Origin of the sequence: Marinomonas lutimaris, from assembly GCF_019426345.1 — a bacterium.
GTDB lineage: Bacteria > Pseudomonadota > Gammaproteobacteria > Pseudomonadales > Marinomonadaceae > Marinomonas > Marinomonas lutimaris.
The window spans coordinates 48,047-61,978 of sequence record NZ_JAHLLW010000014.1; the positions used below are offsets into that span (position 1 = coordinate 48,047).

The 13,932-nt window shown below is 42.0% G+C and carries 11 protein-coding genes and 1 pseudogene; 4 read left to right on the plus strand and 8 right to left on the minus strand.

Annotation, left to right across the window (positions count from 1 at the left end):
• Window positions 1-35: 35 nt before the first annotated feature.
• Together KPL72_RS15195 and KPL72_RS15200 are read left to right on the plus strand one after the other, a co-directional pair.
• Window positions 36-449, plus strand: a pseudogene (locus KPL72_RS15195) (ATP-binding cassette domain-containing protein); the annotation flags it as partial.
• A gap of 73 nt (window positions 450-522) precedes the next feature.
• A complete protein-coding gene (locus tag KPL72_RS15200; protein ID WP_219703509.1) occupies window positions 523-1,317 on the plus strand; it encodes a hypothetical protein in 795 nt (264 codons plus the stop codon).
• Between the two features lie 28 nt (window positions 1,318-1,345).
• Here the strand turns inward: KPL72_RS15200 and KPL72_RS21495 are convergent, their stop codons facing one another.
• Both KPL72_RS21495 and KPL72_RS15210 read right to left on the minus strand, forming a co-directional pair.
• Complete coding sequence (locus KPL72_RS21495) at window positions 1,346-1,546, minus strand: type II toxin-antitoxin system RelE family toxin (protein WP_430010742.1); 201 nt, start codon at window positions 1,544-1,546, stop codon at window positions 1,346-1,348.
• Window positions 1,509-1,748: a type II toxin-antitoxin system Phd/YefM family antitoxin gene (locus KPL72_RS15210; RefSeq protein ID WP_219703511.1), complete on the minus strand. Its 240-nt coding sequence runs from the start codon at window positions 1,746-1,748 to the stop codon at window positions 1,509-1,511. The genes KPL72_RS21495 and KPL72_RS15210 overlap by 38 nt, the downstream gene beginning before the upstream one ends.
• A gap of 263 nt (window positions 1,749-2,011) precedes the next feature.
• Here KPL72_RS15210 and ileS point away from each other — a divergent pair, with 263 nt between their 5' ends.
• Together ileS and aphA are read left to right on the plus strand one after the other, a co-directional pair.
• Window positions 2,012-5,182 carry an isoleucine--tRNA ligase gene (gene ileS / locus KPL72_RS15215; protein WP_219703513.1) on the plus strand — a complete coding sequence of 1,057 codons (3,171 nt, stop codon included), beginning with the start codon at window positions 2,012-2,014 and terminating at the stop codon, window positions 5,180-5,182.
• A 193-nt stretch (window positions 5,183-5,375) separates the two neighbouring features.
• Window positions 5,376-6,086 carry an acid phosphatase AphA gene (gene aphA, locus KPL72_RS15220; protein ID WP_219703515.1) on the plus strand — a complete coding sequence of 237 codons (711 nt, stop codon included), beginning with the start codon at window positions 5,376-5,378 and terminating at the stop codon, window positions 6,084-6,086.
• A 95-nt stretch (window positions 6,087-6,181) separates the two neighbouring features.
• Here aphA and KPL72_RS15225 read toward each other — a convergent pair whose 3' ends face one another.
• The 6 genes from KPL72_RS15225 to KPL72_RS15250 form a co-directional block, all read right to left on the minus strand.
• Window positions 6,182-7,231 carry a Stealth CR1 domain-containing protein gene (locus tag KPL72_RS15225; protein WP_219703517.1) on the minus strand — a complete coding sequence of 350 codons (1,050 nt, stop codon included), beginning with the start codon at window positions 7,229-7,231 and terminating at the stop codon, window positions 6,182-6,184.
• Between the two features lie 160 nt (window positions 7,232-7,391).
• On the minus strand, window positions 7,392-8,198 hold the full coding sequence (locus KPL72_RS15230; protein ID WP_219703521.1) for a substrate-binding periplasmic protein: 807 nt from the start codon (window positions 8,196-8,198) through the stop codon (window positions 7,392-7,394).
• Window positions 8,185-9,360, minus strand: a complete 1,176-nt coding sequence (locus KPL72_RS15235) for a sensor domain-containing diguanylate cyclase (RefSeq protein WP_249422283.1) — start codon at window positions 9,358-9,360, stop codon at window positions 8,185-8,187. The genes KPL72_RS15230 and KPL72_RS15235 overlap by 14 nt, the downstream gene beginning before the upstream one ends.
• Before the next feature lie 338 nt (window positions 9,361-9,698).
• Window positions 9,699-10,019 carry a DUF5329 family protein gene (locus tag KPL72_RS15240; protein ID WP_249422288.1) on the minus strand — a complete coding sequence of 107 codons (321 nt, stop codon included), beginning with the start codon at window positions 10,017-10,019 and terminating at the stop codon, window positions 9,699-9,701.
• Between the two features lie 38 nt (window positions 10,020-10,057).
• Window positions 10,058-11,125, minus strand: coding sequence for an MBL fold metallo-hydrolase (locus KPL72_RS15245; protein WP_219703527.1), 1,068 nt, complete (start codon window positions 11,123-11,125; stop codon window positions 10,058-10,060).
• A 159-nt stretch (window positions 11,126-11,284) separates the two neighbouring features.
• The gene (locus tag KPL72_RS15250; RefSeq protein ID WP_219703529.1) at window positions 11,285-13,705 is read right to left on the minus strand and encodes a sensor domain-containing protein; all 2,421 of its coding nucleotides are present in this window, start codon (window positions 13,703-13,705) and stop codon (window positions 11,285-11,287) included.
• Between the last annotated feature and the right edge of the window lie 227 nt (window positions 13,706-13,932).

A 13,932-nucleotide genomic window follows, 5' to 3' on the forward strand; every position in this document is an offset into this window, starting at 1 on the left:
CAGCAAATCCACCGATAACCAAAAGAAAATCGCCGACCAATGGCTTGCAATGGGAATATCGCGTCAGCACCAGCTGTAAAAACGTCATTATTTCCGGCTTCTACGACAGCATCGGCATGTACAGCAAATCCACCGATAACCAAAAGAAAATCGCCGACCAATGGCTTGCACTGCTAGGCATGGCAGACCGCGCCGACCAACCATTTAACAAGCTTTCCTACGGCGACCAGCGTTTATTACTCATCGCCCGTGCCATGGTGAAACACCCGCCACTATTGATCCTAGACGAGCCCTGCCTTGGCCTAGACGACATGAACCGCCAACTCGTCCTCGCTCTTATCGAGAAAATTTGTGAAGGCAAAGAAACCACAGTGCTCTACGTCAACCACCACGCGGAAGACCAAATCAAAGGGATAGAGAACTACTTTGGGTTGAAGAAGAATAACTAAGCTTTTAGCAGGCTCTTTGCCTCAGACAGAAAACCGTGTGACGCTTCATACTCGAAACTGACGCCTACCTCACATGAAGCGTCACACTTGTTTTCCAACACTCTCAGCGTTGCAAAATTGGCTAAAAAACGTCATAAATAGATATGAACAAACAAAGATGGCAAAAATGAAAAGACTAGATCCGATATTTAGATGGGAATACATACCAGTTCTTTCTTTAGGACTGTTTATTGGGCTAGGAATAGCAACTAGTTGGGAACTAAAAGTGGATTGGGAGCCATCTATCACTTTTGATTGGAAACTTAGCAGAGATATATGGGATGTACTGAGCACAATCACCTCAATTTTTATTCTAATACTGGCTTTTTGCACTAAAACGTCATGGATTAAACAAAATAAACACAATCAAGCTTTGCAACTCGTAATTGCTGAACTGCAAAGATTCAGACAAATTCAAGTTGGGCTTTCAGATTTTTACCGCTTCAATTGCAGTTTACCAATTATAAAAAAATCGGAATCAGATAACGGGGCAGAATCAAAAAGTAATCATTTCAATAGTATTATAGAAACCTCTACTATTGTAAAAGATATGAAGTCTGAAATTTATAAACTGCAAACATCTCTTCAAACAGTGATATTCTCAGGTATATTTCATTCGAATATTACCACCCAACAAGATAGCGTATTAGAACACCTCAATAATTTAAACGATATTATTAAAGATATTATTAACGATATTATTAACGATATCATAAAAGAAGATAAACTAATGGAATCAACGAACGACAAAATAATCCAAAAAATACGTAAAATTGATGAAATATCGAACAATAATTATCCAGAATGGATTAGAGAAGTACTGAAATAAGCGTTAATTTTTTTTCTAAATTGCATTTTTATTCGAAATGCGACGTCTTTTGATCTTGTAGAAGTTGTCTGCCCTTGGAAGCAGGAACATGTGGATGGTCTAAACGCTCGATCAGCTTCTTTTTGAATTGCTGCTGTAAAGTGGCTCCAAGTTTTTGCCATTCTTTCAGAGCGCTCTTTTTGAATTCGAGTTTATAAGTCAGCGATGCTGACTGAGATGCTTTCTTCATTGGCGCGTTCCTTCGCGAGTGCTATCAGTTCCATATCTTCCAATTTATCCATTAAGGCTTCAGCTGGAACACAGTAAAACGCAGGTTCATTGCGATTTAATACAGCAACTGCTTTACCATGTGCGCTGGCGGCAACTTTCATTGGGTTGGCTTTAAATTCCGTAATGCTTGCGGCCACATCGGAAAGGATTCTATAAGTCATTTAAAAGCACCTTTAATCGACCTATTAAAAAATCATATTAATTTCCATTTGACCATTTATCAAGCAAACAGATGCTGAATATGCCTTGACTGTCATTCTGATCAAAGGTAAAAATAGAGCGATGAAAAATGCATCTCTTACTCAGCAACGAATTATTATCATCATTCCTAGGAGTGGTGGGTTCGTTGTTGAGTAAATAAAGCAAACCCGCCCAAGAGGCGGGTTTCTTTTTTCTGCTTCTTGGGTTTTAACAGGAAGCCGATATGAGTACTCAAGACTCCCCTTCGCATTTAGCCCCCGAGGCTTACAATCCCTCTACATCCGAGCGTTTTTCGTTCGTTGATGCTGAACATGCTGTGCTGACATTTTGGCAGGACAAACAGATTTTTAAGCGTTCTCTTGTCGCTTCGAAACATAAGCCTGACTATGTGTTTTACGATGGGCCACCGTTTGCAACGGGGTTGCCCCATCATGGTCATCTGGTGGCATCAACCATCAAAGACATCATCCCGCGTTACTTTACGATGAAAGGATTCCATGTAGAACGCCGTTTTGGTTGGGATTGTCATGGTTTGCCCATCGAGCATGAAATCGATAAATCCCTTGGTATGTCCGCCAAAGAGGCGGTTGAATCTCTGGGTATCGCCCGTTACAACGCGGAATGCTGTGGCATTGTTCAGCGTTATGCCAGCGAGTGGGAAAAGACCATCACGCGCCTTGGCCGCTGGGTAGATTTTGACAACGATTATCGCACCATGGAGCCTTGGTATATGGAGTCCGTTTGGTGGGTCTTCAAACAATTGTGGGAAAAAGGACTCGTCTACCAAGGGGACAAGGTTATCGCCTACTCCACTGAGCTGGAAACCGTATTATCCAACTTTGAAGCCAGTTCTAACTACAAGGACGTTCAAGACCCTGCGGTCACTGTGTTGTTTAAACTCGTAGGAGAAGACGCCTATTTTGCCGCTTGGACAACCACACCTTGGACACTGCCTTCAAATCTTGCCCTGTGCGTTGGCCCAGACATTCCTTATGTGAAAGTACATGATGCCACTATCAACCAAACCCTTTGGCTCGCCGAGGCGCAACTGGAGTCTGCGTGCAAAGGCCATGATGTAGAGGTGCTTGATAGAGTTGTGGGAGCCGACTTGAGTGGAAAACGCTATGAACCGCTTTTCCCCTATTTTAGCCACTTAAATGAATCCGGCGCTTTCCAAGTATTTGCCGATGATTTTGTCTCGACTGGCAGTGGTACGGGCATTGTTCACATGGCACCTGCCTTTGGTGAAGACGATAACCGCGTCTGCAAAGCTAATGGTCTACATGCCTCCGTTTGCCCTTTGGACAGCCGTGGCCGCTTCACCCATGAAGTGACAGACTTCGAGAACTTGTATGTGAAAGAGGCCGATAAAGCCATCATGCAAACATTAAAAGCGCGTGATCTTTTGTACCGTCAGGAAACCATCACCCATAGTTATCCTTTTTGCCCTCGCTCCGATACGCCCATCATCTACCGTTCTGTGCCCTCTTGGTACATCAAGGTAGAGCAAATGCGTGCCGAGCTACAAGCCAACAACGAACAGATCAATTGGGTACCAGAGCATATCCAACAAGGCCGCATGGGAAAATGGCTAGAAGGGGCAATCGATTGGTCGGTATCGCGTAACCGCTATTGGGGTACTCCGCTGCCAATCTGGGTAAACGATACAACAGGAAAGCATTTGTGTCTTGGCTCTATAGAAGAGTTAAAAAACTATACCGGCGTAACCGTCGACGATTTGCATCGTGATCATGTTGATGAGCTGACTTTCTCCCTTCCAGAGGAGCCAGGCACTTATCGACGCATTGCGGAAGTATTCGACTGCTGGTTTGAGTCCGGTGCCATGCCTTATGCACAAGTGCACTATCCCTTTGAAAATAAAGAGCAATTTGAGCAAAACTTCCCAGCTGCGTTTATCGCAGAAGGGGTGGATCAAACACGAGGCTGGTTTTATACCTTACAAGTTCTCAGCCAATGTTTGTTCGGGCGGCCAGCGTTTAAAAACGTTATCGTCAATGGCATCGTGATGGCGGAAGATGGCAAGAAAATGTCCAAGCGCCTCAAAAACTACACGCCCCCTGATACTCTGATGGAACATTACGGGGCGGATGCTTTGCGTCTCTATTTGATCAACTCTGGCTTGGTAAAGGCGGAAGAGCAACGCTTTTCTGACGCGGGCGTACAAGATATGGTGCGTCAGGTGTTGTTGCCTTGGCTCAATGGTTTTCGCTTCTTCTCGACCTACGCCGAGATCGACCAATGGCAAGACTCAGGATCGGACAAATCCTCTGATAACATCTTAGACCAATGGATATTATCTCGCCTGCAAACCCTAACAACTAAGGTCAATCAGGAGATGCAAGCCTACCATCTCTACAACGTGGTGCCTGCGCTCTTTGAGTTTATCGAAGATCTCACCAATGGCTATATCCGTTTGAATCGAGCCCGCTTTTGGCAAAAAGAAATGAATGAAGACAAACAGCAGGCTTATCACACTTTGTACTCTTGTTTGGATACATTCAGCAGGTTAATGGCACCTTTTACGCCCTTCCTTGCGGAGCATTTATACCAAGAGCTGTTACCTTTTTCCGCTAACGAAAGACCAGAGTCAGTGCATTTATGCGACTACCCCACAGCAAATGCGGCGTTAAAAAACGAAAACTTAGAAGCCAGTGTCGCTCGTGTTCAGCACATCTTGGTAATGGGCCGCCAACTGCGTAACGATTTGAAAATCAAACTAAAAACACCGCTGAAATCGCTGACTGTATTGCATAAAGAGGCTCAGATACTAAACGACATCGCTCGTTTGACAGATTACATTCAAACCGAGCTGAACATCAAAGACGTACTCTTTAGCCAACAGGAAAATGACTACATCGACTTCTACGCTAAAGCGAATTTCCCGGTTTTAGGCAAACGCCTTGGCAAGCAGATGAAACACTATGCAGCACGTATTGCGCAACTCAATGCGCAAGAACTGGAGCATCTAGAAACGCACGGGCAAATCGAGGTGGATGGGCAAGTATTTAACCAAGAAGAGATTAACGTCTATCGTCAAGCCAAAGCGGGTACGCACACCACGTCCAACCGTTTTGTGTCGATCAGCATCGACCCAGAACTGACAGAGGAATTGGTGGCGGAAGGCGCCATGCGAGAAATTGTTAGCCACATACAGAAAATGCGTAAACAACAGGGCTACAAGGTATTGGATCGCATCGACATTCGTATCGAAGCGAGTGACGTACTGACTCATTGGTGCCAGCATCACCTTGATTACATCAAGACAGAAACCTTGGCTAATACGTTGAGTTTTACCAAGGTATCTGAATCGGGCTCACTCTTGAGCACCGATTTAGGCGAGGTAAACGTCGTCGTTGAGCTAAGTAGTAAATAATAAACCTAAAACATCGGTCTATTGGCTCCCTTTCTTGCCAGTAGATCGGTGAAGCCTGCTCCTTATTAAGAAGTCAGTCTATCTAAACAACCTCATTCGCAGATTCTTTCCAACCAAAACAAGTTGATAGAAAGTCGTGTTTTTTAGAGATAAGATAAGCAAACCACTAACAATGAAACCTATAGGGAACACTGTGAACCATACTCTACGCTCGATAACGATTGTGCTGACTTGTGTCGCTAGCTTGTCTGCTAACGCGGATCCAAAAACACCCGGCACTCATAAAGGCTATTCCACCATTGATATGACCACTGCGGGCATGCCAGCTGATGTGAAGATGATTTCTGTTGCGGATATTCAGAAAGAGCTGCAAGGCAAAGCGCCTTTTGCGGTTGGTTTTGATATCGATGATACGACCTTGTTTAGCACGCCAGTTTTTTATCGTGGTCAGCAAGAATTTTCACCAAATGGTTACTCTTACCTATCGAATCAAGATTTTTGGGATAAAGCAAACTGTGGCTGGGACGCATTCAGCATGCCTAAGAATATTGCTAAAGAATTGATTGCCATGCACCAAGAACGTGGTGATAGCATTTATTTCATCACTGGTCGTACCGGTTCTGACTGTAACTTCACCACGGAATATTTGAAAAAGGCGTTTGATATCAAAGATATGCACGATGTCATTTTTGCAGGATCAAGCCGTACTGAATACACAAAAACCAAGTACATCAAAGAGAATGACATCAAGTTGTATTATGGTGATGCAGATGGTGACATTATTTCTGCCCGTGACGCAGGCGCAGAAGGAATTCGTGTAATGCGCGCAGCGAACTCTAGCTACAAGCCGATTCCGAAAAATGGCATCTATGGCGAACGAGTGTTAAAAGACTCTCAGTACTAATACTAATACTAATACTCATACTCATACTCATACCACTTAGTAGAAAAGCAGAAAGCCGAAAATCATTGGATTTTCGGCTTTCTGCTTTTCTACTCTTACGCTACAGACTCTATCTCAACGCTATCTGGTTGCAGACATAATCTCTCACTGGTTGAATTGCTATCGCTTAACGGAAAACCGCCAACTGCCTGAGCAATCCATTCTGCAGCATTGGGAATGATCTCGATAAGTTGAGGAAGGTCATTAACGCATAAAAATTTAATGCTAGGATCTGTCGCTCTACTCAGTATCGCTAAAGTGTCGGCAGGAGGCTGACCTTTTCCATATCCACTTGAGATGTGAAGGTGATCATCTGACGTGTTGATCTTGGCCTCTTTGTCAATGATACAAGCGTGATTATGTAGACCCTGTGGAAAAAATTGCTCCAAGTTCCGAAATCTATACTTGATGTTATTTAGAAAGCAATCAGGAAACCGAGCAAACAACTCCGCCATTTTTGAACGTCGAAATGGATGGACAACATGAGCGGCGGAATACAACTCTGATGCTGAAAAGCCCAACATTTTAGCAGCATTCACCTGCATAAAGTAATGGAATTTCGCAGGGTCAACACGTGCTTTACTGCCGCTAATTTGATCACTAAAATCAGTCCATTTGCCTCGCAAAACAGGCGCTAGACCATCAAACACATCAGTCGGTTTTAAAGGTGCAGCCAAGAATACATCGTCGTTAAAGTAGATGAATCGCTCACTCAGCCCCTCAATTCGCCACAACATACTTTCAATGGTCAAAGAGTTGAATGTGGGTAACACATGCGTGAATCCGTCAAAAATTTCCGCATGATAGGCAAGATGTATCTTAGCTCTAATGCTTTCTGAGAGACTTGATAAATCTGGGCCTTCTTCATCGACAACTATCCAGATTTTACCTATCCACGGCGCATGGTTTTCGATCGATTGTATGCAGTATAAGATTTCATCGTTACACATCCACCTATGAGGATTCGACGCATTTTCATGTAGTGGCAGAGACTCCATTGCCATATATTTTTGTCGTTTCTGACGGTGTTTCACAGCATTTCCATCGACCCAAGTGATAACAGCATCAATTGGGTCAAGCTGGAGTTCAGTTGGATTACTTAGCATTTCAGTAGATGTCTCTTAGCTGATGGCAACGGTGACTCAAGTTCACCGTTGAATTAGTCAATTCTAGATGGGGCAGTATTCAATGAGTTTACCTCACAGTAAGCTCATCTCTTTAGTCTACAACAATTCAAAAGGTATGCAGGTCGGCCTTACGCGACTTTTACAACGAGACTTTATACTTGCTAAGAAGAGCTCGCTCTTTTTCACCCCTCATCGCTAAGCGACCTTGGTTCCAAATATTGATCAATTCTTGTCTTTTTTCGATGGGGATTTTTTTTGAAAAGATGGGCATTTCAACTAGGTTTTTCTCTAAACCTGGACGCACGACTATGAGGTCATTGCTCAAGTTCAACTGGTTTAAAACATACTGCAGGACAAGCTCGTTATCTGCATATAAATCGACGCGATTTTCTTTAATCATCTGAAAGATACGATCAACGACATCATCATAACCCGCGATGACTTCAACAAAGTTAGCGTTTTTCGGGTCATCGATATAGTTTTGATAGCTAGCACTCATCGAGCTGTAATCCCAACCAGGACCCGTTGCGATTCGTTTGCCTTTTAAAGATTGAACCCCTTGATAACGCCAAGAATCATTCTTTCGAACAACAAAAGCGGTGACGTATGAAAAAGTTGCTTCATCGGCGTAGCTAAAGCCTTTCTCTGAATTCTTCGAATAGAGATATTCTGGCAACATATCACATAACCCTTCGGCCACCATGTCCAACCCTCTTGCTAGAGGTACTTCAAAGTATTCGAGGGCATATCCTTTTGAAGAGTATATTTGCTCAACCATGTCGATGACGACACCACGCTCAGGAGCTTCTTTTGTTGGGAATATGGTCATCGGTGGCCATTGGTCGTAACACACTTTTAGTGTCTTCGCATGGCTAACACTCGACACGCCAGCTACCAAGGCAAACATAAGGAAGGATAGCATTCTTAGTTTATTACCTTTCAACACGATCTCTCCCCTTATCTTTCGCTCCGTAGAGCTTCAAATCGGCACGTTTAAACAGTTCATCAATTGACTGATCTTCAGGCTCCGATGATTCAACACCAAGGCTTACAGTATAAGTGACTGTCTTATCTTCCACTTCTAACGCAGCATCACTTATAGTTTGACGTATTTTATCAGCAAGCTGACAGGCAGCATCCAATCCGGTATCTGGAAGAAATATAGCGAACTCTTCGCCGCCCACTCTACCAAGAAGGTCTGATTTTCTTAAAAGGCCCTGAAGTGTTTGGGTAAAGTGGATGAGTACTTTGTCCCCGATAAAATGACCATAAGTATCATTGATACGCTTAAAAAAATCTAAATCCATCAGGATAAAAGACGCTGTCGATTTTTGACGCTGGGAAAGCACTAGCAACTGTTGTGCTGTTTCAAAAAAGCTTCCTCGATTTAAGACATCCGTCAAAGAATCCCTTGTTGCGAGGTATTTGAGTTTTTCATTGAGAATTTGTAGGTCTTCGGTGCGTTTTGCCACGGCATTCTCTAACCAATCTCGCTTGGCTTGCTCGTCTTCTAGCAATCGTTCTCTGTCCGAAGACATAGCGAAAAGCATATTATTCATATGTTCTTGAAGCTGACTAAGTTCGTTATTTTCAGCGTTCGATAAATGAATACGCTTACTGATACTTGTGCTTAACTGCACCTCATTCACTTGCGACATTAGCTCTCTTAAAGGTGTTGCTAAATAGCGGTCAAAGGCCCAAATAAACAGCCAGAATAAGACAGTTAACTTGATGAATGCGGTAATAGCAATCAAAGCAAAGCCGAACCAAACTCGTTCTAGCACCACACCTGAGGATGAATAAAGTACCAGCGTACCAAGAGGTATGCTTTCGCCATTTAGAGTCCAGCTTAATGCTGATGTCGAATCAAAAATAGACAGCGGAACAGAGCTAGAGTCGTAGAATCTTTTCGATATTATACTTTGCGAATTTTGGTCTAAAACATCCACACCTTCAATAATTGGCATTTGAATCAGCCCCGAGGTAAGCGAATCTAACTGGTTGCGGTTGTACTGCCACAAGCTAGTAGAAATAGGACCCCGAACCGTTGCTTCCAATTGCTGTAATTCGCTGACAATAGCATCCTGCGTTTTCAGATATTCGCTCAAAAACTGTAAACTTGTGATTAGAAGGGTAACAACCAAATAAATGGAAAAAATCACACGCATCATTTTTTGGGAGAGATTGTTTGGACGCAGGAACCTTACAAACATTAAAAATGGACCTTTCCAGTAAACTTTAAGCTAAAGTTTACCTTAGATGATTCCCGTGCTAAATGAAATCTACTTATCTACAACAAAGAAAAACCTCTGCTTACATATTTTGTATTTTTCGCAGCTATTTTATTCTTGTATTTTTCTCAAAACGAAAAAGCCAACTCGTCGAGAGGTGTGAAGAAATCTCGACGAGTTGGCTTTTCAAGAAAGCATGTGACAGTTTGCCCATTCTATTTATACTCGGCTCTAAAACGCTTGAGTTCAGCAGCTAACCAGTCACTGCTTTTCACTACCTTGTTCCCCTCACAATGAATGAGATACTGCTTTCCAGATATCGCGCTTTTGCTAGCAGAATAATCGATAAAATCCTCTGCCGATTTGATTTTATCCTGATAATAATCGTACTTGCGTTGTATATGATCAAACGCCTCCTTACCATTATACATGGAACCATTTCTTTCATATTGGCAATTTGTTTTTTCGACATACTCCAATAGATGATTTATTTCATCTTGTGTCGAAGCAAAGACACTTGTTGTTAATATAGTCATAATTAGAAAAAATAGTATTTTCAATAGTACATTTCCTCTTATTGATTATCAGATTTAACATTATTAAAAAAAATAGTTTGACCATTTTTCTGCGCTATAAATTCTTTTGGATCAAGTTTTTCAGCAGCCAGTTCCTTGGCTAAATCCATCACGGGATCATCAATACCCTCATCGGTCAATTGAAACGTACCAAAATGCATTCCCACGCTTAATTTAGACTTAAGATCTAGGTGAGCCTGAATCGCTTCTGCAGGATTCATATGCTGATTTTTCATAAACCAACGTGGCTCATAAGCACCAATAGGCAAAATACTCAGATCCATCGGCCCTATTTTTTCTTGCACTTCTTTAAACTGACGATTGTAAGCGGTGTCCCCTGCAAATAAGACTTTTAAATCTGAGGACTCAATGACATATCCTCCCCAAAGCGCTTCAAAGCGATCGAATAGCCCTCGGGTAGACCAGTGCTGCATTGGAATAAGTGTAATAATAGAACCATCTTTTGATGAATAGTTTTGCCACCAGTCGAGCTCTACAACATTTTTAATGCCTTTATCTTCGAGGTATTTTTTATTCCCTAAAGGCACAATAAAGGTGGGATGATCTTTCTTGTTGATAGCGACTAATGAATCAAGATCCATATGGTCGTAATGATTATGGCTAATAATAACGACATCCACTTTTGGCAATGCTTCTATAGAAGCCCCCGGACTTCTGTGTCGTTTCGGCCCTATCCATGAAAATGGACTGGCTCTCTCGGAAAAAATAGGATCAGTTAATACGGTAAGACGTTCAAATTGAACAAGCTCTGTTGCATGATTAATAAAAGTAACCATGCCTTCACCCGGCATAAGGGGCTGAGTAAAATTAGGTTTCCAATTATCATCAACGAATTCAGGCCATGGCTCGGCATCGCCCCATAGTTTCCACTTAATTACGTCAAAAAGACTCTTCCCGACCTCAGCCGTACGGTCTTCATTATAGAAAATCTTTCCATCGCTATGATCCGATACAGGAATACGATTACCGGAGCATGCTGCAAGGGATATTCCGCTTATTATGAATAACAGAACCTTTGATAATGATATAGGCATGCAGTTCAGCATAGAATCCTCACCATGATATAAATAGAAACCTTTATATCAGCAGAATAAGATTGGAGACACTGATCAAGCAAGACGCAAATAAGGTTATTCAAATCAAATTTTGCGTTTCTCAATAAAAACTAATTAGCCCTTTATCTATTTATAAAGGGCTGATGTTTTTTATAACTCTTCATCTCTGACAAATATCGAACGATTTGTCGGGAAAATAATTTTATCGGCTGGCACAGCAGGAGAAAAATAGTAGCCTTGTATGATCTCGCACCCTTTTGATTGTAAATAATCAAATTGAGCTTGAGTTTCCACACCCTCAACCACGATGACTAAATCCATATTGCTAGCGAGCTGTAGAATTGTATCTGTCATTTGGCGTTGTGCTTTGTCTTCGGGTAGACGATTGATAAAGCTGCGATCAATTTTTAACGTATCCCAAGGCAATATAGCAACATAGGAAAGTGAAGAATATCCTGTACCAAAGTCATCGATTGCTAACTGAATACCCAAGGCTTTTAGCGCAACAAGTTGAGGAATGACGTCTTGCTCACGCTCAATAAACGAGGACTCCGTTAACTCAAGTTGTAACATCGAAGCAGGTAAGCGACTTTTTAACAAAGTATGTTTGACCGTATTCATAAATTGACCAAAACGCAGCTGATGAGCGGACACATTCACCGACATTTTAATATCCTTTATACCGCTATCAAGCCAAGCTTTACCCTGCTTACAGGCGGTCAACAAAACCCATTCACCAAGCTTTTCAATTAAGCCCATTTCTTCTGCGACTGGGATAAACTCATCCGGTCCAATCCACCCTAGCTCGGCATCATACCAACGCACTAAAGCCTCAACACCAACAATTTTTTTCGTGGCGCTGGCGTATTGAGGTTGGTAGAAAACTTGTAATTGTTCGGCTTCAAGTGCCTGCTTTAGCTTCACACTCAACTGTATTTTTCTCTGGCTCACACTAGTTAACTTTTCTTCATAATAGCCAATACTGCCTCGCCCCTCACTTTTAGCTGCATACAAAGCAGAATCAGCTTTTTGTAATATATCTCCTTTATCACTAGGGCCTTGAAAACTAACGCCTAAGGTTGCAGATACATAAATTTCACTTCCTTGTGGAAGCGTTATCACTGACTTGCAAGCACCTTGAATAGTTTGGCTTAATTGATCAATCACCTCTTTATCTGATGTAACAATCAAGACCGCAAATTCATCACCACCTGTTCGGCACACATGAGCCGTAAATGTCGGAATGCTACTTAACGTGCCCAACAATCGCTGGCCAACCACAGACAACACCATGTCACCTGCACCATGCCCATAACTGTCATTTACATCTTTAAAATGATCGAGATCGACAACAATCAAACATATGCTCTCTGCAGAAAGGTCGGTGATTATCTCATCCAATACACGCCTATTCTCTAAGCCTGTTAATGGGTCATGGCGCGCTAAGTAAAAAAGTTCATTTTGTGTTTCCTTCAGCTCATCTATGTTTACTAATGAATAAACATAGGTTTCAGCCTGACTAGATTCAGCGCCAACAGGTGTAATTGTCAATAATCCTTGAGAAGCCTTACCAAACTTAACCTCGCCACGCCAATGACCACTTTTATCAATAGGGAGCATATCTGAATCTGCGGATGAAAAGAGTGTATGAATAGGTGTCACGCCAGGAATTAACCCTTTAGATAGACCAACCATAGAGCAAAACGCAGGATTCGCCTTGATAATCAGACCACTTGTATCAACAACTGCAAGACCTTCTTTTACGTTATTAAACACGGTAGCGGCTTGCTTCAGGCCATAATTTTTCTCGGATAATTCACGTTTCAGCTGACGGTTAATCGTAAATAATGAAGACCATTTTACCGTGTCGTTTGCTAGGTAAGCAGACAAAGAACGATGGCCTATGATGGCAAAAAAGATGAGAGGAATACTAAAGGAACAAGCCATGACTATTTTGCCACTCAATCCGCCGATAACAATATCAAGCACGACAGGATTGATGCCGAAAGCAATAAATGGGAACAGCACACCATCTAGACACAAGGTAAAAATAAACAGCAAAATATAAACAGCAGTCGTCACTGGATAAGACCATTGACGTTTTTTCACTGCATCAAAGCAATAAAACAGAAACAGCAGCTCCGCAATAATCAGCGAGCCACCTAATATAATAAAAGCAATAGAGACATCAAATAATGCTGCAGAAATACTGTGAGGGTTGATGATGCCTGGTGTCGTAAGAATTTTGCCCACCAGCAAGGACAGCGATACATTGAACACATTAACCAACACAACAAGGCGTACTAAATGGCGAAGTATAAAAATGTCTCGTTCAACAAACACAAACAGAACAGATGCCATCATAAAAGCACCGTAACAAAGATTTCCGCCAGAAATATTAATCTTTTCTGTAATTGGAAGGCTGTACACATTGCCAAAAAAGCCACCAATTAGCAGTACTAAAGCAATGTAAGTATAAAAAGATGTGCGCCGTAAGCTACCGCTAAGAAAAGAAAAATACAGAGGAAAAATAGAAAATAGAATTACCTGAGCAAGAAGCAGTACGACCATAAAAGCATAACCTTGTATTAGAACGGTAAAGTCTATCCTAAAACCATAGAAGTGATTAGCACGTATAACGAAAAACAACCTACACCTGAAAAAGCATAGTCTATGAGCTTCTAAAAAAACATTGCTCACAATAAATTATCAAAGGAGTTTAATAAAATTAAACTGCTCAGACTTACATTGCGATGCAATTCCTTACAGTCTTAATCTTGTTTCTTATCTGCCCAAAG

What these genes read in the sequence shown, in the direction of transcription:
- KPL72_RS15200 (WP_219703509.1), top strand. Translation starts at nt 523, where the DNA reads ATGAAGCGTCACACTTGTTTTCCAACACTCTCAGCGTTGCAAAATTGG.
- KPL72_RS15225 (WP_219703517.1), bottom strand. Translation starts at nt 7,231, where the DNA reads ATGCTAAGTAATCCAACTGAACTCCAGCTTGACCCAATTGATGCTGTT.
- KPL72_RS15210 (WP_219703511.1), bottom strand. Translation starts at nt 1,748, where the DNA reads ATGACTTATAGAATCCTTTCCGATGTGGCCGCAAGCATTACGGAATTT.
- KPL72_RS15250 (WP_219703529.1), bottom strand. Translation starts at nt 13,705, where the DNA reads ATGGTCGTACTGCTTCTTGCTCAGGTAATTCTATTTTCTATTTTTCCT.
- ileS (WP_219703513.1), top strand. Translation starts at nt 2,012, where the DNA reads ATGAGTACTCAAGACTCCCCTTCGCATTTAGCCCCCGAGGCTTACAAT.
- KPL72_RS21495 (WP_430010742.1), bottom strand. Translation starts at nt 1,546, where the DNA reads ATGAAGAAAGCATCTCAGTCAGCATCGCTGACTTATAAACTCGAATTC.
- KPL72_RS15245 (WP_219703527.1), bottom strand. Translation starts at nt 11,125, where the DNA reads ATGCTGAACTGCATGCCTATATCATTATCAAAGGTTCTGTTATTCATA.
- KPL72_RS15240 (WP_249422288.1), bottom strand. Translation starts at nt 10,019, where the DNA reads ATGACTATATTAACAACAAGTGTCTTTGCTTCGACACAAGATGAAATA.